Source organism: Streptomyces sp. NBC_01237, assembly GCF_035917275.1.
GTDB lineage: Bacteria > Actinomycetota > Actinomycetes > Streptomycetales > Streptomycetaceae > Streptomyces.
The window spans coordinates 7691012-7709651 of the sequence record NZ_CP108508.1 but is presented as its reverse complement, the minus strand read 5'-3'; the positions used below and the strand labels follow the sequence as shown (position 1 = coordinate 7709651).

Here is an 18640-nt window from a genome sequence, read left to right as displayed (position 1 = left end):
TGACCGGCAGGCGCTATCCGTACGCGTACTCAGGCGGTCTCCTCGCGCAGGGCCCGCCTGCACAGCGCGTCGGCCTTGCGGGTCGTCTCCGGCTGCCGGAAGCGACGGGCCAGCCGCAGGGTGTGGGCGCAGGCGTTGTCCAGGCTGATCCGGTGGCCGACCGAGACGAAGACCGGATTCGTGCCGACCTGGGTGCGCAGGGCCCGGCCCACCACCTCGTCGCCGTCGAGCAGCGGCGAGGAGCCACCGCGCAGGGGTCCGGGGGCTTCGTACGAAAAGGTGAACGGGTTCTTGCCGACGCCGATGACCGGCAGCCCGGTGAGGACTCCCAGGTGGCTGGCCAGCCCGAAGCGGCGCGGGTGCGCCAGCCCGTAGCCGTCGCAGACCACGAGGCCGGGATCGACGGAGAGCGACTCCAGCGCCGCCAGGACCGTGGGCATCTCGCGGAAGGCGAGCAGCCCGGGAATGTACGGGAAGGTGACCTTGCCGACGGAGGTGGCCTCCTCGACCACGTCCAGGGTCGCGGCGTCCAGGACCACGGCCGCCGCGACGACGACGTTGCGTTCCTCGTCGTAGGCGACGTCCACCCCGGTCACCAGGCCGGTGCCGGGCGCCGGTCCCGGCTCGTCGAGCACCACGCGCGAGCGCAGGGTCTCCTGGATCGCGCGGGCCTCGGACTCGTCGGCGGGCATCGTCACTGCGGGCATCTCGTCGGCGGGCAGCCCGTCGTCGGGCATCCCGTCGGCCGGCATGGGGGGCTTCGTCATAGTGAGGTCCACCATAGGGAACGGCCGGGGGAAGAGGCGCGGCGGGCGGGTCCGGGGCCGCACGGCGGGAGCGCCCCCGGGCGGGCCGGGGCGGGGGCGCGACGGATCGGCGCGGGCGGGGCAACGGATTCTGCGGGCGGCGGGCGCCCCGGTAGCCTGACGATCATGTTCGTACTCGAATTGACCTATACCGCTCCGGTCGAGCGGGTGGACGCGCTGCTGCAGGACCACGTCGCCTGGCTGGACGCGCAGTACGCGGCCGGGGTGTTCATCGCCTCGGGCCGCAAGGACCCCCGGGACGGCGGGGTGATCCTGGCCGTCGGGGACGACCGCGCGCGGATCGAGAGGATCGCGGCGGCCGACCCCTTCGTGGTGCACGCCGTGTGCGCGTACCGGATCACGGAGTTCATCGCGACCAAGACGTCGCCCGAACTGGCCTCGTACAAGCAGCGGTTGCCCGGCTGAGGGCTCTCCCGCCACCCCTGTGCGCGAACGGGGGCGGGGCGGCCTAGAAGCCGAGCCGTGCCACCCGGCCCCGCTCTCCGGCGGCCCAGCAGCCGAAGTCGGATGTGCAGTCGACGGTGTCGTAGGAGCCCGTGTCGACCGTGCGCCAGGTACGGCCGCCGTCACGGGTGAGATCGGTGCCCGTCGGGCCGACCGCCAGCGCGGCGGACCTGCTGTGCGGCAGCCAGGCGACACCCGAGCGGTAGGCGGCGGGCGGGGTGGCGGACTGCCGCCACCTGCGGCCGCCGTCGGCGGTGACGGCCGAGGCGTTCGGCGACGCCTGGTCGGCGCGGTAGTCGCCGCCGACCGCGATGCCGTGCGTGCGGTCGCGGAACGCGACGCCGAAGACGCCCCGCGCCGGGTCCCCCGCCGGGATCGTGGACGCGGTCGCCGTCCAGGTCAGGCCACGGTCCCCGGAGTGCAGCACCCGTGCGGTGGCGGCACCGCCGGTGGTCAGCCAGACGTCCCTGGGCCCCGAGCTGACCAGGCACTGGCCGCTCGCGGCGAAGCCCGCCTCCCCGGTCTGTGCCGCCGGCATCCCGGCATCGGGCAGGACATTCCAGCTGCGGCCGCCGTCCGCCGTGGACAGGATGCGGAACTTGCCGTCCACCGGATCGCTCATGGCGAGCCCGTGCCGGCTGTCGAAGAAGGTCAGGCAGTCGTAGAAGGCGCGGGCGTCGGTGTTGCGGAACGATTCGGTCCAGGTGGCGCCGCCGTCGTCGGTGCGCAGGACCCGGGACGCCTCTCCCTCGCCGATGGCCAGCACCACCGCGCGGCGGCTGTCGAATGCCTCGATGTCGCGGAACTCCAGATCTGCCGCGCCGGGCGGTGACACGGTGCGCCAGTTCCGGCCGCCGTCGGTCGTCCGCAGGACCGTGCCCTTCGATCCGGCGACCCAGGCGGTACGCCGGTCGACAGCGGCGAGTCCGCGGAACCGGGCGTCGGTGCCGGTGTCGGTGAGTACCCATCCCGGTGCGGTGTGTGCGCCGCGCGTTGCCGGCGCGGCGGGTGTTGCCGATGTTGTGTCTGCTGCCGTTGCTGTGTCTGCTGCTGATGTTGCGTGCGCTGTTGGTGCGGCCAGTGCGGCAGTCACTGCCGCCCCGCACAGCACCAGCGACATCAGTCGTCTCGTCTTCCCCAAGGCCCTCATGGCGCTGGAAGCTAGCCCACCGGCAGCGGGCCGTCCAGGGTCCGGCGTCCGGAACCGGGCATCCGTACGGCGACGTGTTCTTCGGTGACGCAGCTCACGCCACCCGCCAGTGCACGGATCGAGGAGATCCGTCGTCTACTCCCATGCCGGGAGCCGTTCACCCAGCCGTGAGAGGGAGCAGGTCTTGTCCAGCGTTATCGAGCAGTCCGTGCAGGCCCGCATGGTCGCATCCGCTCCGCAGATGGAGACCCTGCCCGCCACCCTGCAGTACGACCGCGAGGACCCGTTCGCCGTACGCATGGCGTTCCCCGGCCCGGCGACCCTGGAGGGCACCGAGGTGTCGTGGGAGTTCTCGCGCGAGCTGCTCGCCACGGGGATCGACGCACCGGCCGGTGTCGGCGACGTCCGGGTGCGGCCGTTCGGTTTCGAGCGGACCGTGCTGGAGTTCCATGCCGTCGAGGGTGTCGCGATGGTGCACGTGCGGACGGCGGAGCTGCGGCAGTTCCTCGACCGGGCCCAGGAGATGGTGCCGGTCGGTGACGAACACCGGTTCATGGACCTCGACCGCAGTCTGACCGACCTGCTCGGTGGGGCCTGTTGACGCTACGGGTGAAGTAACGCCCAGGTCTTGGAGCCGCCGGAGGGTGTCAGCGCCGGAGCCAGTCCCCAGTCCCCGCCGTGTTCGTCGACCGCGGCGGCCAGCAGCCACATGCTCGCGCTGCGTCGTTCCCGGCACTCCTCGGACCGCTCGGCCTCCTCGTGCGCCGGGTGCTGGTCGTAGAGGACGATGCGCAGCGCGTCGAACTGCCAGTGGACCTTCAGCAGCATCTCCCGGTCGGGGGTGAACCGGTAGGCGGCCGCCACCAGTTCGGAGGCCGCCAGGACTGCCGGGTCCCGCAGTCCGGCGAGTCCGTGCCGCTCCAGGAGTCCGTGCACGGCTTCGCGGGCGAGCCCCGCGCAATACGCGCCGCCCGGCAGGGCGAAGGAATAGCTGAGATTGTCCGGCACCGGCGGGCGGGGTCCCGCGGGTACGGGTGCCGGGAGGCAACACATGGCGCCCTTCATCCAGGTACTCACATTTCTCGGTACATGTGGGGACGATCACACACAGGCACGGTCGCCCCGTGTGAGACTTGCGCTACCGACCGTAGCGCACACCGGAGCACAGTGCTACTACTTGTGCTGTTCCGGTCATTTCGCCGACCGCCCAACCGGAAGGAGGCCACAGTGCCCCCCAGGAGCACCCCGACAGCCAGGCAGCAGCGCCTCGGCTACGAGCTGCGCAAGCTGCGGGAACAATCCGGAATGTCGGCCCAGCAGGCCGCCGCCCTGCTGGGCGTCGACCGCACCCGCATCCCGAACATCGAGTCGGGTCGGTTCGGCATAAGTTCCGAACGGGTGCGGACGCTGGCCTTCAACTACGGCTGCCCCGACACCGGCCTGATCGACCTGCTCGCCGAAATCGCCCAGGAGCGGGCCAGGGGCTGGTGGGAGGAGCACCGCGGACTCCTGCTTCCGAGCCTGCTCGACATCGCCGAACTCGAATACCATGCAGTGGAGTTGAACACTTCGACCACCACGCACATCCCCGGTCTCCTCCAGACGGAGGAGCACGCGCGAGCGGTGTTCGACACCGCCGACCCCCGGCTGCCGGGGCCGGATCTGCAAGCCCGGCTCTCGCTCCGGCTGCGTCGCCAGGAGGTTCTGGACCGGGACCGGCCCCCGTTGTACGAGGCGGTGATCCATGAAGCGGCGCTGCGCATGCAGTTCGGCGGACCCAAGGTGAGCGGCGCCCAGCTGGCCCACATCCTGGAGCAGTCCGAACGGGACCGGACGACGGTCCGGGTGATCCCGTTCACGGCCGGCGGCTTCCCCGGAGCGGGACAGTCCTTCACCTATGTGGGCGCCGCGGTTCCTCAGCTCGACACCGTGCAGCTCGACTCCTCGCACGGTTCGATGCTGCTGGACGCGGACATGCAACTGCGCCGCTACCGGGGCCTGCTGGAACGACTGCGGACGCTCGCACTGCCCGTCCAGGAGTCGCGCGACTTCATCAGGTGCATAGCCCAGGACCTCTGAGGAGAGAGACCATGACCGATATCCGCTGGGACGAAGCCTTCTGCAGCGAGGGCGCGAACTGCTTCCGCTTCGGCCAGGACGACCAGGGAAGGGCCTACATCGGGTCCACCACCGACACCGCCACGTACATCACCGACTCCATCGAGGCGATGCGCGCGCTGATCGCCGCGGTGAAGTCCGGCGCCGCGGACCATCTGCTCTGACCCCTCGCCCCTGCGAACGCCCCGTGCCCCCGTGCCCGGCGCTCCGAGTACGCCGACCACTCTGAGCGGAAATCAGCACCGGGGGCCCGCGGTCTCGCGGGTTCCCGGGCCGGGCCGGGCCCGGTCCGAAAGCCCGGCTCGGGAGCCCGGCCCAGGAGCCCGATAAATCACGACAGGACCTGTCCGGTATTACGGTTAGCTTCGCGACCATGGATCGGAACATGGACCGGAGCATCATCATCACCGGCGCGCGCGAGAACAACCTCCGCGACGTCTCCCTCACTCTCCCCAAGGGCCGCATCACCGTCTTCACCGGGGTGTCCGGGTCGGGCAAGTCCTCGATCGTCTTCGACACCATCGCCGTCGAATCGCGGCGGCAGCTGAACGAGACCTTCACCTCGTTCCTCAGGAACCGGCTGCCGAAGTACGAGCGGCCGCACGTCGAGTCCGTCGAGGACCTGTCGGTGGCGATCATCGTCGACCAGAAGCCCGTGGGCGGCAATGTGCGCTCCACCGTCGGCACGATGACCGACATCTGGTCAGTGATCCGGGTGCTGTTCTCCCGGCACGGCACGCCGAGCGCCGGGCCGGCGACCGCGTACTCGTTCAACGATCCCGGCGGTATGTGCCCCGAGTGCGACGGCGTGGGCCGCACGGTCCGGCTGGACCTCGACCGGGCGGTCGACTGGTCGAAGTCGCTCAACGAAGGGGCTCTCCTGCTGCCCGGCCTCTCGGTCGGCAGCTGGGAGTGGAACCTGTACGCCGGTTCGGGGCGCTTCGACAACGACCGGCCGCTGGCGGACTACACCGAGGAGGAGCGCCGCCTCCTGCTGCACGGCAAGGGGTTCACGGTCCGCCTGGAGCTGCGGACCGCCTCGGCGGACATGCGGTTCGAGGGCGTCGTGGAACGCTTCGAGCGGCTCTACCTCAAGCGGGACACGGAGTCGCTCTCCGAGAAACGGCGCGAGGCCGCCCGCCGGTTCACCGTCGAGACGGTGTGCGGCTCCTGCGACGGTGCGCGGCTCAACGCGGCGGCGCTCGCCACCCGTATCGACGGGCACTCCCCCGCCGACTACGCGAGGATGGAGGTGGCCGACCTCGTCGGCGTACTGGCGAAGATCGACGATCCGGTGGCGGGTCCGATCGCGGTGGCCGCCCGCGAACGGCTGGAGCGTCTGGTCGGCATCGGCCTCGGCTATCTCAGTCTGGACCGGGAGACCACCACGCTGTCGGGCGGTGAGGGACAGCGGCTCAAGATGGTGCGCCATCTGGGCAGTTCACTCACCGGCCTGACCTTCGTCTTCGACGAACCGAGCGTCGGACTGCATCCGCGCGACGTCGGCAGGCTCAACGATCTGCTGGTACGGCTCCGGGACAAGGGCAACACCGTGCTGGTGGTGGAACACGACCCGGATGTGATGGCCGTCGCCGACCATGTCGTCGACATGGGGCCGGGCGCCGGCACCGACGGCGGGCGCGTCGTCTTCGAGGGGTCCTTCGACCGGCTGCGCGAGGCCGGTACGCTCACCGGCCGGTGTCTGCGCCGGCGCACCCCGGTGAAGGAGGCGTTCCGCTCCCCGACCGGGTGGCTCCCGGTGTCCGGCGCCGACCTGCACAACCTCAAGGGCGTGGACGTGTCGTTCCCCGTCGGGGTGCTGACGGCGGTGACCGGGGTGGCCGGGTCCGGCAAGTCGACTCTGGTGTCGCGGGTATTCACGGCGGCGTACCCGGACGCGGTGGTCGTCGACCAGACGGCGATCACCGCCTCGTCCCGTTCCACCCCGGCCTCGTACCTCGGCGCGCTCGACACCATCCGCAAGGTCTTCGCCAAGGAGAACGGTGTCGATCCGGGACTGTTCAGCTTCAACTCCTCGGGGGCCTGCGCCGCGTGTGCGGGACGAGGCGTGATCATCACCGATCTCGCGTTCATGGATCCGGTCACCACGACCTGCCGGATGTGCGAGGGGCGGCGCTTCCAGGACCACGTCCTCGCGCACCGGGTCGGCGGCAAGTCCATCGTCGACGTACTGGACATGACGGCCGCTCAGGCCGTCGGGCTGTTCGACGACCCTGCTCTGCTGCGGAAGTTGCGCACGCTGGACGAGGTCGGGCTCGGGTACCTCACGCTGGGCCGGCCCCTCAGTTCGCTCTCGGGCGGTGAGCTCCAGCGCATCAAGTTCGCGACGCGGCTGCACCGTACGGGCAGTGTGTACGTCCTGGACGAGCCGACGACCGGACTGCACATGGCCGACACCGGCACACTGGTGGATCTGCTGGACCGGCTGGTCGACGCGGGCAACACCGTCATCTGCGTCGAGCACAACCTGGATGTGGTCAAGCGGGCGGACTGGGTGATCGACCTCGGCCCCGACGGCGGCAGGAACGGCGGCGAGCTGGTCTTCGAGGGCACCCCAGCGGCGCTGGCGGCGCATCGCACCTCGTTCACCGCCGCGTATCTGCGCCGGGATCTGGAGCAATGGCGAGGCCGCGGGGCATGATGGCGGCCCGACCGCCGCCACGCCCCTGGAGAGCCCTCGTGCCCAGCAGAACAGCCCTGGTCCGCCGTGCGAGCCCGCGACTCAGCGAGGGGCTCGTGACCCATGCCGAGCGCATACCCGTCGATGTCGGACTGGCCGCGGAGCAGTGGGAGCGGTACGTCGCCGTGCTCGCCGAGCACGGCTGGGACACGGTCGAGGCGGACCGGGCCGACGACTGCCCGGACGGGGTGTTCGTCGAGGACGCCGTCGTGATGTTCCGCAACGTGGCGCTGATCGCCCGGTCCGGGGCGGAGTCCCGCCGGGGCGAGACCCCGGGCGTCGAGGAGGCGCTGGTGCGGCTCGGCTGCTCGGTCAACCGGATCCGCGAGCCCGGCACGCTCGACGGCGGCGATGTCCTGAAGATCGGCGACACGGTGTACGTCGGGTGCGGCGGGCGGACGAACGCGGAGGGGGTCCGGCAGCTCCGGGCCGCCTTCGAGCCCTTGGGCGCCTGTGTCGTGGCGGTGCCGGTCAGCAAGGTTCTGCATCTGAAGTCCGCGGTGACGGCGCTCCCCGACGGGACGGTCATCGGGTACCCGCCCCTGGTCGACGAGCCCTCGGTGTTCGGACGGTTCCTGCCGGTGCCGGAGGAGGCGGGCGCACATGTGGTGCTGCTCGGGGGTGGCGATCTGCTGCTGGCGGCGAGCGCCCCGAAGTCCGCGGAACTGTTCCGGGAGCTCGGATTCCGGCCCGTCGCGGTCGATATCAGCGAGTTCGAAAAACTGGAAGGCTGCGTGACGTGCCTCTCCGTACGCCTCCGTGACCTGCACACATAACGGTACGTAAGCGGATGCCCGGAGGGACGGGCTTGGCTTGGGCCTTAACGTCGCTTTAACCTACGGTCACGTAACCTACGAAGCCGTAGGTAATTCTCCCGTCCCCAGGAGCTCCCCGTGACGATCACCTCTCCCCACCTCGGCAGTTCGAAGGCGTGGACCGACGCCCAGCTGCTGTACGCGCTGGAAGAGGTGGTGGAGAAGGAACTCAACCGCCATCTCAAGGTCGCCAAGGACTGGATGCCGCACGAGTACGTCCCGTTCTCCGACGGCCGGAATTTCCCCGGTGTCTTCGCGGACGGCGACGCCTGGGCGCCGGAGCAGTCCAAGGTGACCGACATCGGCAAGATCGCGCTGGTCGTGAATCTGCTGACCGAGGACAACCTCCCCAGCTACCACCACGAGATCGCCTCGCTCTTCGGCCGTGACGGCGCCTGGGGCACCTGGGTGCACCGCTGGACCGCGGAGGAGGGCCGGCACGGCATCGTGATGCGCGACTATCTGCTCACCTCGCGCGCCGTGGACCCGGACAAGCTGGAGCAGTTCCGCATGGCGCACATGGCGGAGGGCTTCGAGTCGGACAACCGCCACTCGATGCTGCACTCCGTCGCGTACGTCGCCTTCCAGGAGCTGGCGACCCGGGTCTCGCACCGCAACACCGGCCACCAGTCGGGCGACCCGGTCTGCGACCGGATGCTGGCCCGGATCGCGACCGACGAGAACCTCCACATGGTCTTCTACCGCAACCTCCTGGGCGCCGCCTTCGAACTCGCCCCGGATCTGACGATGCAGTCCGTGCGCGATGTCGTCGTGAACTTCCGGATGCCGGGACACGGCATGCCGGGCTTCGAGCGGGCCGCCGCGCAGATGGCGATCGGTGAGATCTACAACATGCGTATCCACCACGACGACGTGATCCAGCCGGTCCTGCGCTACCTGAAGGTCCTCGACATCGACGGGCTCGGCCCGGAGGGTCTGAAGGCACAGGACGAACTGGGCCTGTACATGGGCGGCCTGGACAGCGAGGCGTCGAAGTTCGACGAGAAGCTGGCGGCCCGCAAGGCACGCATGGTCGCGCGCGGCCGGGCCTGACCCTCCCCGTGCGGGACTGACACCCCCGCACACGACAGCGAGCACCGGCACCGAGCGCCGGACGGGCCCGACACCACGGACCGTCCGGCGCTCGCGTCGCTCCGGCCCCGGTCGGCTCCCGCGCTCAGCCCCGCACTCGTGTGAGGTCGGGCCCCGCTCACTCGCGCGCCCGTGCCAGGCCGGCCCCCGGCTCACTCGCGCGCCGTCACCTCCGCGTACGCGGCGTCCCGCACATCGGCGGCCGGGTGCTGGCGCAGCATGCGCAGCTGGGTGCGCCAGGGCCCCGTCCATCCCGTGCGGCGGCCTCCCGCCACGGTCAGCCCGGCGGCGAACAGCCCTTCGGCCGGGTCGCCGCTGTCCGTGAGGCGTGCGGTGACGACGAGCAGCGTGTCGAGGCCGCCGACGGCCGGACCGTCCGCAGCACCTGCCCGCAGGCCGACACTCTGCGCGGTACGGGCGGCGAGCACCGGCCGCCCGTGGTGCAGTCCGGCGAGCCGGACCAGCGCGGAGTGCAGGGGCTCCGCGTCCGCGTCGAGATCCACGGCGTGCGCGAGCAGACCGGCCGCCTGCGGCACGAAGTCCCGGAATCCGGCGAGTACTTCCCCGGTGGCGCCGAGCACGGCCCGTGCCTGCGGGCCGCGGCCCGGGCCCCGCCGGCCGAGCGCCTCGGCCATGTACACCACCCGCTGCCGGGCGGGCCGGTCCCGCTCGGCGCCCGCCTCGTCCGCCGTGTCGCCGGTGGCCAGGGCCGTCAGTACCCGGTTGAGCGCGTCCACCGCCTCCGGGGCCGCCATGGCCGCCCCGATCAGCGCGTCCGCCGCGGACCGCCAGGTGCCTCGCCGGTCCAGGTCGGTGAGCGCGCCCACCAGGACCTCGCACGCGCCGGGCGCCCACGGCAGCCAGCGGGCCACCGCGTGGTGGGCGAGGGCGGCGAGCTCCTCGTCGTCGGTGTCGCACACCCGCTGGACCAGCCCGGCGTACCGCTGCCGGTGTCCGGCGGCCAGCTCCGCCGGGTCCGCCCGCAGCACGGCGGAACGCGGTGCACCGGCACCGCTCGCCGCGTCGGCCATCACGTCCCATATCCGCTCGTCGTCGAGGAGGGGGACGCCGAAGGCCACACAGGCGGCCCGCACGTCCGGATGCTGGTCCGGCAGGGCGTACGCGTGGGCGAGCAGCCCCGCCGCGTGGGTGATGGGCAGCCGGAGCGCGGCGAGCCGCACCACCTCCTTGCGGCTGGTCACCTTGCCGGAGCCGGGGGCCACCCGCGCGGCCAGCGACCCGGCCAGCTGGGAAGGCCGCACGAACAGGGAGACGCGGCCCGCCGCGTACACGGCGACGCGGGCGCGGTCGTCACCGGTGTGCGCGAGCAGATCGGGCAGCACCTCGGCGGGCCTGTCGGTGCGGGCGAGCGCGGCGAGGGCCGCCTCGGCGAGCACGATGTCGGCCGAGCCGGTCCAGGGGCGTACGGCTTCGGCGCCGATGCCCGGCAGCCGGGCCAGTTGCCCGAGGGCCGAGGCCCGGGAGTACAGCGGCAGCTTCTCGTCCCGCACGACCCGTTCCAGGTCCCGGCCGGCGGCCCGGTGCTGCCGCGGCACCCAGCGGATCACGTCGTTGTCGACGGGCACGGTCCATGGGGTGCCCGCGGCGAGGAACCTTCCCCACGGCGGTGTCTCGCCGAGGAACCGGTCGAGCAGATCGGTGCGGCGCCCGGTGACCACCTGCCGCACGGCGGGCAGGCCGATGGCCGACGGATCGCGGGTCAGAATGCTCTCGACGCGTTCGTCCCGGTGCGCGGGAGGCTCCAGCCGGAAGCCGATCGCGGCACCGGCGGTGGAGCTGTTGCCGTAGAGAACCGCCTGCCGGAGCATTTCCTGAAGGTCCGGCATGGCCGTGGCGCGGCGGCCGACGGCCCGTGCCAGGGCGAGGACGAGGCCGTAGTCCGACCGTTCGGCCCCCGCCTCCAGCCAGGGCCTGAGCGCTTCGAGCACGGTGTGCTCCTGGCCCCGGCGCAGGGTCCGGTCGAGCCGGCCGAGGTCCGCGCTCCCGCTGTTCCCGGAGATCCGGACCAGGGTGCGCAGGGCCCAGTTCAGCAGGGCGCGCTGCCCGGTGACCGCGTGTTCGCGCAGGACGCCCACGGCGAGCGCGCTGAGTGCGGAGCGGGTGGCCGCCGACGAGTCGCGGGCCTCCACCGCGTCCGCGGCTATCCGGTCCAGCAGGGGTTCCACGGCGTCGGTGCAGAGCGCGGGCGGGACGGTGAGCAGGGCGCGCAGCGCGGCGGAGCGGACCGGGTCCTGTTCGTTGCGCAGCCGCAGCATGTCGTCGAGCACGGTGGCGACGGCGGCCGGGTCCGCGGAGCGGCCCGCGTTGCGGATGAGCAGCGACCAGGCTTCGGCCCGGTCGTCGGCGGCGGGCCTGCGCGTCGCCGCCAGGAGCCGTTCGCGTACCTCGGCGACCGGCAGATACGACTCGGCGAGCAGGACCGTGTCCCGGCCGGCTCCTCGGTCACGGGCTCTCGCCGCCATCCGCCGGGCCACGGGCGCCACATGGCTGCGGGGCAGCGCGTCCAGCACCGTGGTGTCGACGGTGCCGGACGCGCCGTCGCCCCGGCCCTCCACGACCGCGTCGTAGAAGGCGCCACGACGGCCCGGCGGAAGGGCCAGGACCAGCCCGGCGAGCAGCTCCCCGAAGTCCGCGACGGACCGGCCGAGTTCGACGAGGAGCTCGTCGGGCACCGTACGGGCAAGGCGCCGCAGCAGCACCTTGCTGAGCACTCTGCCGCGTGGCGGCCGAAAGCCTTCGGGGCCGAGGAACAGACGCGCGAAGCGGACCGGGTCGGCCGCGAGGAGCTCGCCGAGCCCTTGGCGCACCGGAAGTGCCGAAGGGCCGTACCGCTCCAGGAGGTCGAGGACCCGGTGCGGGTGGGTCGCCGCCGCCGCGGCGACCCCGCGTTCATGGCCGTACCACTGCCACCAGGCGTCACGTCGCGTCCTGGGCTGCGACGCCAGGTCGCGTTCCGCGGCGTCGAGGAACGGGCGGGGGTGGTGGGTGCCGAGGGAGGACCAGCAGCTCACCGAACGGAACAGTTCGGGCAGCAGCCGGTCCACCACCTCGGACGAACAGCCGGGCAGCAGCCGGGACGCCTCGGCGTCGCCCCAGGTCCGGCGCAGGGGTTCGATCAGCCGGTCGGCCAGTGCGGTGCGGCGGTCGGCGACGACCGCCCGGATCAACTGGCGGCGTACGGCCGCCGGCGCGTCGTCGAGGGCCGCCTCGTACGCGGTGTCCGGTACGCCGAGACCGCGCGCCACCCGCAGGGCCACGCCCCTGACGCGGGGGTCCTCGTCGGCGATGCGGTCCTCGATCCACCCCGTGTCGTGGGCGACGGCCGCGGCGACGACGGCGAGGTGACGCTCGTAGGGGTCGCCGCCCGCCAGTTCCTCCAGGACGGGCCGAAGTACCCCGTCCGCGGCCAGGCGCCGGGCGCGCACGGCGAGTTCCCGCATGCGCCGGTGGTACGGGAGCGGCTCCAGGGCGTCGAGCAGGGTGCAGGCGAGGACGAGCGGCTGAGCGTCGGTCATGGAGCGATTCTGCCGTGTACGGACAGGATCACCCCAGAAGTTTACGGAGCGTATCCACAACGGCCCCGCCGCGGCCGGACGCCGCCGACCGGCCGCGGCCCCCTATCCGACGGTCCGGTGGACGCTGCGCACCGCGGCGACATCGGCGTGCGCCGTGGGACGCGGCAGGTGCGCGCTGAACGCGTCGAGCCGACGCCGGACACTGGTCGCGATGCCCTTGCCCAGGACGTAGCGGGTCGCCGTGCTCGCGTCCGCCGCGGTGTCCAGGATGCGGTGGGCCTCCCGGCTGCGCATGCCCGTGTGGCTGAGGACGAGGTGGGTCAGCAGGTGCGGGAGCGCCGCGAGAGAGGACCCGATCCGTGCGGCGGCCTCGGTGTCGATGTGGTTGTCCGGCGCTCCGAGCGTCCCGGCGGCCCGGACCCGGCCCAGGTCGAGCAGGCGCACACCCGCCGTCGCGGCCGCCGTCACCAGCCGGGCCGCGGCGCGGGGCCCGATCCCGTTGCTGGCGACGGAGATCCGGGCGGTACGGCCGTACGGCGCGCGGGCCAGGCCGGCTGCGAGCACATCGGCCCCCTCGTCCCCCAACCGGGCCGCCGATACGTAGAGTTCGGTGATCGCCCCGGCGGCCAGGAGTGCCGCCAGCGGTGCCGCGCCGACGGGTCCGAGCGCGTTGCCGCCGATGAACAGCCGCTCCACGGGCCGCCCCGCCACTGCCGCGGTGAGCATCGCCTCGGCGAGGACGGCGGTGCCCGCCGCGTCGAGTCCGGTCTGAACGAGGTCGAGGGTACGGAGCGTGGCGGCGGCCTCGACGAGCTGGGCCGCCGCCTGTCCGCCTCCGGTGCCGAGCGGGTTCCGCTTGAGCCAGACCCCGGTCACCAGGTGCTCCGAGGCGCGCAGGCTGTCAGCGATCCGGCAGGCGCCGCCCGCGGTGATCCGGTTGCAGCCCAGGTAGAGGGTCTCCACACCGGTTCCCGCGCTGCGGTCCGCGACGGCTCCGGCACCCTCGTCACCCAGCCCGTCGGTGCCGAGCAGCAGATGCCGTACGGGGGCGGGTCCGCCGTCCGCCGCACGGGGGCGCAGGGCACCGGCCACCAGTGCGGCTCCCCGGGGGCCGAGCGCCTGTTTGCACAGGTCCAGACGACCGTCGGGCAGCGCGGTGCCCGACGGGAAGTCCAGCCGTTCGCCGGCGCTCACGCCGGAGTGCAACCAGCCCAGCAACGGGCCGAGTTCCGCGACCGAGCGGGGCAGCACCGGGGGCACTCCCGCGTACGGGGGCGAGGACGTGACCGACGCGGAGCCCGGGGAGGACGGCGAGGCGGGCACGGCCGGCGAGGACGGTGGCACGGGCATGGGCTGGGGCGCGGGCGGGGGCGGGGGCGGGGGCGTTCCGGGGGTCACCACGACGCCTCCCGGTAGTCCTTGAGGAACACACCGGAGACGGGGGATCCGGCCTCGCCCCGGACGATCGGGTCGTAGACGCGGGCCGCCCCGTCGACTGTGTCGAGGGGCGTCCGGAAACCTCCGGCGGCGAGCCTTCGCTTCTTCGGGGCCGGGTTCTCGTCCGTGATCCAACCGGTGTCGACGGCACACATATGGACGCCCTGTTCGGAGAGTTCGGCGCCGCTGGTACGGGTGAGCATGTTGAGTGCCGCCTTGGCCATATTGGTGTGCGGGTGGCCGCCCGTCTTGTTGCGCACCGCGAACCGGCCCTCCACCGCCGTCACATTGACGATGTAGCGACGCGGCCCCGGCGAGGCCAGGAGCAACGGGAGCAGCCGGTCGCAGAGCAGTGCCGGGGCCAGCGCGTTGACCAGCTGGGTCTCCAGAACCTCGGCGGGGTCGAGCGAACCGAGCCGCGCCGACCAGGAGTTCACGGGTGAGGTGTCGGGCAGCAGACCCGCCTCGTCCGCGTCGGGCAGCAGGAGGGCCAGCGCCCCGGGGGCGACGGTGCCCTCGACGGCGGACATCGGTGTGTAGCCGGGTGCGCGCAGCGCGCCGGTGGGCAGCGCGCCGTGCTCCCCCGCGGTCAGCAGGGCGTACGCACCGGGTGGCCGACGCACGGTCTGGGCCGCGTTGTTGACGAGGATGTCGAGCGGTTCACCGGCTTCCCGCAGCTGCTCGCACAGGCCCAGGACCTGGCGCGGGTCGCGCAGGTCCACGGCGAGCACGGTGAGCCGTTCCAGCCACTGCGGGCTGTCCGCCTCGGCCCGGAACCGGCGCAGCAGATCGTGCGGGAAGCGGGTGGTGACGAGAAGGTCGGCACCGTCCCTGAGCATCATCAGCGCCAGCTGGAATCCGATCTTGACGCGCCCTCCGGTCAGCAGGGCGCGCCGCCCCGACAGATCCGTACGGCTGGTGCGCCGGGCCCTGTTCTCCGTCGCGCACTGCGGGCACAGGAGGTGGTAGAAGGAGTCGACCCGGCGGTACCCCGCCTTGCAGATGTAGCAGCGTCGGGGCCGGGCCAGAGTGCCCGCGGGGGCCGGGGCCGCACCCGCGGGGTCGAGCGGGGCGTCCTCCCGCCGGTTCTCGGCGCCGGTCGCGGTGGCCGCCAGGACGGTGGCGTCCGCGGCGGCGCGCCGCTCGCCGCTCGCCCTGCGGCGCTTGCCGCGGCCGTCGCGGGTGAACGACGCGGCGACCTGTTCGGCGCGGAGGCGGACGGGGTCGTCGGCGGGCAGTGCGCGAAACCGGGCGACGAGCCGGTCGAAGTCGGCCGACTCCGCTTCGGTGACGGTCCGTCCGGGGCCCGCCCCGTGCGGGTCCGCGGACGCGGGGCGCGCGCTTCCGCCCGGGGTCCGGCCCCCGGCCGGTCCGTCATGGCGGTACGTCGCTTCGTGGTGCATGCGTCTGCGCTCCCCGTGGTCCCGACCGGATTCGAACCGGCGTCCCTCCGCATGTCATACGGACGCGTCTGCCTCTGCGCTACGGGACCCCGGGGGCGGCCTGCCCCGACGACGCGCCTGCTTCTGCGACTCGTCCGGGCATGGGGAGATACTAAGGGCTGTCCCGTCATCCCTGGTGAATCAGCGCACGGCGTCGGATGCGGTGCATCGCAAGACGGAGGGACGTCCGCGTACGGGATGTATCCGGGCGTTCCGACAACGCCGCGAGGTGGCGTAGCTGTCGTCGTGCGCCCGCCAGGGATCACGGGACAGCCCTTGGCCAGCTGTCACCCGGGCGTCCGCACGAATAAGCGGCCGTCCGCCGCCCGGCCGGGGCGGCCATGGGGGCGTGGGGGTGCCAACGGGTAACGCGGGGCCGGTCCGCCGTTCCGTACGGCGGACGTACCGGGCGGGCGCGGACCCCTCGGTACGGTGGTTCAGGCCCGGTCGCGATCGGCTCGGCGCAGCCGTTCGCGCTCCTTCTCGGAGAGTCCGCCCCAGACGCCGAACCGCTCGTCGTTGGTGAGTGCGTACTCCAGGCAGGCCACTCGTCCCTCGCAGGCGTTGCACAACTGCTTGGCCTCGCGCGTCGAGCTGCCCGGAGCGGGGAAGAAGAACTCGGGTCCGGCCTGCGCGCACAGCGCGCTCTCCTGCCAGGCGAGTGTCTCGTCTTCGGTCACGGTGTTGATCAGCATGGGCCTCACGGTGCCCGGTCCCGATAAACGACCGATCAACGATTCATCAATCGGGGTCACGGCCCGAGGCGGAACGGCCCGGTCCGCGACCGCCCGGTCAGCCGGCCTGCCTCGGTGCGGGCCTGATCACCGCGAAGGCGGCGCCGTAGGGGTCGGCGAGATTGGCCATCCTGCCGACCTCCGGGATGTCCATGGCCGCCAGGGTCTCCTTGCCGCCGAGCCGCTTCGCCGCGGCCACCGCGGCGTCGACGTCGTCGACCGTGAAGTACGGCAGCCAGTGCGGACCTGCCGCCGCCTCGGTCGGTGAGTCCTTGAAGGGCACGAGGCCGCCGAAGGCCGAATCGGGTCCGGTGTTCGCGGGGCGCACCGTGGTGTAGGTGTACTCGCCGCCGCCGAACCCCATCTCGTCGGTCTGCCAGCCGAAGACCTTCTGGAAGAACGCGGCGGCCGGGGGCACCTGCGGGGTGTAGAGCTCGGCCCAGAGGAACGAGCCCGGTTCCCGGACGACGCCCAGGCCCGGATTCTCCTTCGGCTGCCAGACGCCGAAGTACGCCCCGGCGTTGTCCTTGAAGCCGGCCATGCGGCCGAACTCCATGACGTCCATGGGTTCCAGCAGCACGGCGCCGCCCGCCCGCTCCACCTTCTTGGCCGTGGCGGAGGCGTCGGGCGACTGGAAGAAGACCGACCAGGCACTCTTCGACTGCTCCGCGGGGACCTTCATCACACCGGCGGCGGTACGGCCGCCCAGTGTGTACATCCCGTAGCCCCCGACCTCGGGACCTCCCGGAACCAGATCCCAGCCGAAGAGACCGTGGTAGAAGGCGGTGGCGCCGTCGAGGTCCGGTGTACCGAGGTCGATCCAGTTGGGGATGCCGTCGACGAAAGTGGGGCTGAGCATGGTGTGCTCCTTCAGCGAGTCCCATGGTCTCGCTTGTCCTGATGCGCGGGCCTTTCTCCTGACTTTTCGAGTCTCGCACCGGGCACCGAGAGCCGCAGTCCGCGCGAGGCCGGGTCCGCCGCGTGAAACGCGGACACGGGAGGGGCCCTCTTCGGCGCACCGGCGCGGGCCGTGGGCCATGGGGGGCGTCACGGCGGCCGACGGCCCGCCGGTCTGCTCGGCCGAAGGGGTGAGGAGCCGTCGCCGGACGGCAGCGGGGTGGTGCCCCGGGGCGCCCGCCCGGGGCGGCATCACGGTCCCGGCCGGACCGTTCGGCCCTGATCCGACGATGATCGCGTGTGCCATGCCGCCCAGCGTAGGGGCGGCTCCCCGGACGGGCCGAAGCATTGCGGCGGTGCGGCGCGTCTCTTCTCAGCGGCGTACGCCGAGTGCCGGAAGTACCGTCTCGGCGACCCGGTACGCCTCCTCCAGCAGCGGGTTGCCGGACAGGATGAAGGTGTCGACGCCCAGGTCCTCGAACTCCTTGAGCCGTTCGACGACCTGGGCCGTCGACCCGACCACCGCGGTGCCGGGACCCGGCCGGAACAGGCTCATGCCCGGCCACATATTGGGGTGGACCTCCAACTCCCGCGCCCTGGCGGGGACCTTGCCGCCGTGCTGGCGGAACTGACGCTGCCAGCCGACCCCGTCCTCCCCCGCCCGGTCGCCGAGCTGCCGCGCGTACGTGGCGTCGCTGGTGACGTCGAGGAGCCGGTCCGCCGCCGCCCACGCCTGGTCCTCCGTGTCGCGGACGATGAGGTGGAGGCGCAGCCCTATGCGCAGGGTGCGGCCGTACGCGGCGGCCCGCGCACGGACCCGGTCCAGCTTCTCCTTCAGCAGGTGCGGAGGCTCGCCCCAGGTCAGGAACACATCGACATGCTCGGCCGCCATCTCGATACCGGGCGCCGATGAACCGCCGAACCAGAGCGGGATGTGCGGGTCCTGGACGGGCTTCAGCTCACGGAAGGAAGCGCCCGCGTTCTTCAGGTCGTAGAAGCGCCCCTTGTGGTCGAAGACCTCGCCCGCGGTGAGGCGCTTCACGATCGACCAGTATTCGGCGCTCAGTTCGTACCGTTCGTCGTGCTCCACATGGAGGCCGTACTCCCGGAGGGACGCGGTCGAGCCGTTGACCACGTTGAAGCGCAGTCGCCCGCCGAACAGGGTGTCGAAGCTGAGCGCCATCTTGGCCAGCAGCGTCGGCGCGATCAGCCCGGGGTGGACGGCCAGCAGGGGTTTGAACCGGGTGCTGGTGGTGGCGGCGAGCGCACTCCCGAGCGGCCAGACGTCGTAGAGATCCGTGGCGAGCAACGCCCCGCTGTAGCCGAGCTGTTCGACCGTTCCGGCGAGGCGGCTCAGATAGCCGAGGTCGACGGGGCGGCGACCGGCCTGCTCCCAGGGATAGGCGCCTTCGCGCGGGATGATGTACCAGAGGACTTCGCTCGGCAT

General features: G+C 72.3%; 16 protein-coding genes and 1 tRNA gene. 7 read left to right on the top strand and 10 right to left on the bottom strand.

Features of this window, described 5'->3' with window-relative positions:
* Positions 1-29 precede the first annotated feature (29 nt).
* The gene (locus tag OG251_RS34125) at positions 30-707 is read right to left on the bottom strand and encodes an endonuclease V (RefSeq protein WP_442818441.1); all 678 of its coding nucleotides are present in this window, start codon (positions 705-707) and stop codon (positions 30-32) included.
* A gap of 225 nt (positions 708-932) precedes the next feature.
* Here OG251_RS34125 and OG251_RS34120 point away from each other — a divergent pair, with 225 nt between their 5' ends.
* Entirely contained in the window at positions 933-1232 is a 300-nt protein-coding gene (locus tag OG251_RS34120; protein WP_326680719.1) for a YciI family protein, read from the top strand.
* A 43-nt stretch (positions 1233-1275) separates the two neighbouring features.
* On the opposite strand, the gene OG251_RS34115 is transcribed toward OG251_RS34120, so the two are convergent.
* On the bottom strand, positions 1276-2421 hold the full coding sequence (locus OG251_RS34115; protein WP_326680718.1) for an oxidoreductase: 1146 nt from the start codon (positions 2419-2421) through the stop codon (positions 1276-1278).
* 184 nt (positions 2422-2605) lie between these two features.
* Here OG251_RS34115 and OG251_RS34110 point away from each other — a divergent pair, with 184 nt between their 5' ends.
* Complete coding sequence (locus OG251_RS34110) at positions 2606-3022, top strand: SsgA family sporulation/cell division regulator (protein WP_326680717.1); 417 nt, start codon at positions 2606-2608, stop codon at positions 3020-3022.
* A 2-nt stretch (positions 3023-3024) separates the two neighbouring features.
* Here OG251_RS34110 and OG251_RS34105 read toward each other — a convergent pair whose 3' ends face one another.
* On the bottom strand, positions 3025-3429 hold the full coding sequence (locus OG251_RS34105) for an ATP-binding protein (protein WP_241838412.1): 405 nt from the start codon (positions 3427-3429) through the stop codon (positions 3025-3027).
* A 219-nt stretch (positions 3430-3648) separates the two neighbouring features.
* On the opposite strand from OG251_RS34105, the gene OG251_RS34100 reads away from it, so the two are divergent.
* The 5 genes from OG251_RS34100 to OG251_RS34080 all read left to right on the top strand — a co-directional run bounded on the left by OG251_RS34100 (position 3649) and on the right by OG251_RS34080 (position 9108).
* The gene (locus OG251_RS34100; protein WP_266811998.1) at positions 3649-4500 is read left to right on the top strand and encodes a Scr1 family TA system antitoxin-like transcriptional regulator; all 852 of its coding nucleotides are present in this window, start codon (positions 3649-3651) and stop codon (positions 4498-4500) included.
* An 11-nt stretch (positions 4501-4511) separates the two neighbouring features.
* Positions 4512-4703: a hypothetical protein gene (locus tag OG251_RS34095; RefSeq protein ID WP_073719777.1), complete on the top strand. Its 192-nt coding sequence runs from the start codon at positions 4512-4514 to the stop codon at positions 4701-4703.
* A 221-nt stretch (positions 4704-4924) separates the two neighbouring features.
* The gene (locus OG251_RS34090) at positions 4925-7201 is read left to right on the top strand and encodes an excinuclease ABC subunit UvrA (protein ID WP_326680716.1); all 2277 of its coding nucleotides are present in this window, start codon (positions 4925-4927) and stop codon (positions 7199-7201) included.
* Between the two features lie 38 nt (positions 7202-7239).
* A complete protein-coding gene (gene ddaH, locus OG251_RS34085) occupies positions 7240-8016 on the top strand; it encodes a dimethylargininase (RefSeq protein WP_326680715.1) in 777 nt (258 codons plus the stop codon).
* Positions 8017-8133: 117 nt separating this feature from the next.
* Complete coding sequence (locus tag OG251_RS34080; RefSeq protein WP_326680714.1) at positions 8134-9108, top strand: acyl-ACP desaturase; 975 nt, start codon at positions 8134-8136, stop codon at positions 9106-9108.
* Positions 9109-9299: 191 nt separating this feature from the next.
* On the opposite strand, the gene OG251_RS34075 is transcribed toward OG251_RS34080, so the two are convergent.
* The 7 genes from OG251_RS34075 to OG251_RS34045 all read right to left on the bottom strand — a co-directional run bounded on the left by OG251_RS34075 (position 9300) and on the right by OG251_RS34045 (position 18640).
* Positions 9300-12683, bottom strand: a complete 3384-nt coding sequence (locus OG251_RS34075; protein ID WP_326680712.1) for a hypothetical protein — start codon at positions 12681-12683, stop codon at positions 9300-9302.
* Positions 12684-12785: 102 nt separating this feature from the next.
* Positions 12786-14084 carry a ribonuclease inhibitor gene (locus OG251_RS34070; protein ID WP_326680711.1) on the bottom strand — a complete coding sequence of 433 codons (1299 nt, stop codon included), beginning with the start codon at positions 14082-14084 and terminating at the stop codon, positions 12786-12788.
* Entirely contained in the window at positions 14078-15523 is a 1446-nt protein-coding gene (locus tag OG251_RS34065) for an SDR family oxidoreductase (RefSeq protein ID WP_326680710.1), read from the bottom strand. Before OG251_RS34065 ends, OG251_RS34070 begins: the two co-directional genes overlap by 7 nt.
* Before the next feature lie 16 nt (positions 15524-15539).
* Positions 15540-15612 (bottom strand) — tRNA-Val (locus OG251_RS34060).
* Between the two features lie 387 nt (positions 15613-15999).
* Positions 16000-16257 carry a WhiB family transcriptional regulator gene (locus tag OG251_RS34055; RefSeq protein ID WP_073719783.1) on the bottom strand — a complete coding sequence of 86 codons (258 nt, stop codon included), beginning with the start codon at positions 16255-16257 and terminating at the stop codon, positions 16000-16002.
* 97 nt (positions 16258-16354) lie between these two features.
* Positions 16355-17155, bottom strand: a complete 801-nt coding sequence (locus OG251_RS34050; protein WP_326680709.1) for a VOC family protein — start codon at positions 17153-17155, stop codon at positions 16355-16357.
* A gap of 411 nt (positions 17156-17566) precedes the next feature.
* Positions 17567-18640 carry an LLM class flavin-dependent oxidoreductase gene (locus tag OG251_RS34045; protein ID WP_326680708.1) on the bottom strand — a complete coding sequence of 358 codons (1074 nt, stop codon included), beginning with the start codon at positions 18638-18640 and terminating at the stop codon, positions 17567-17569.

What these genes read in the sequence shown, in the direction of transcription:
- OG251_RS34115 (WP_326680718.1), bottom strand. Translation starts at nt 2,421, where the DNA reads ATGAGGGCCTTGGGGAAGACGAGACGACTGATGTCGCTGGTGCTGTGC.
- OG251_RS34045 (WP_326680708.1), bottom strand. Translation starts at nt 18,640, where the DNA reads ATGCCGAGCGAAGTCCTCTGGTACATCATCCCGCGCGAAGGCGCCTAT.
- OG251_RS34095 (WP_073719777.1), top strand. Translation starts at nt 4,512, where the DNA reads ATGACCGATATCCGCTGGGACGAAGCCTTCTGCAGCGAGGGCGCGAAC.
- OG251_RS34055 (WP_073719783.1), bottom strand. Translation starts at nt 16,257, where the DNA reads ATGCTGATCAACACCGTGACCGAAGACGAGACACTCGCCTGGCAGGAG.
- OG251_RS34075 (WP_326680712.1), bottom strand. Translation starts at nt 12,683, where the DNA reads ATGACCGACGCTCAGCCGCTCGTCCTCGCCTGCACCCTGCTCGACGCC.
- OG251_RS34065 (WP_326680710.1), bottom strand. Translation starts at nt 15,523, where the DNA reads ATGCACCACGAAGCGACGTACCGCCATGACGGACCGGCCGGGGGCCGG.
- OG251_RS34120 (WP_326680719.1), top strand. Translation starts at nt 933, where the DNA reads ATGTTCGTACTCGAATTGACCTATACCGCTCCGGTCGAGCGGGTGGAC.
- OG251_RS34090 (WP_326680716.1), top strand. Translation starts at nt 4,925, where the DNA reads ATGGACCGGAGCATCATCATCACCGGCGCGCGCGAGAACAACCTCCGC.
- OG251_RS34125 (WP_442818441.1), bottom strand. Translation starts at nt 707, where the DNA reads ATGCCCGCAGTGACGATGCCCGCCGACGAGTCCGAGGCCCGCGCGATC.
- OG251_RS34050 (WP_326680709.1), bottom strand. Translation starts at nt 17,155, where the DNA reads ATGCTCAGCCCCACTTTCGTCGACGGCATCCCCAACTGGATCGACCTC.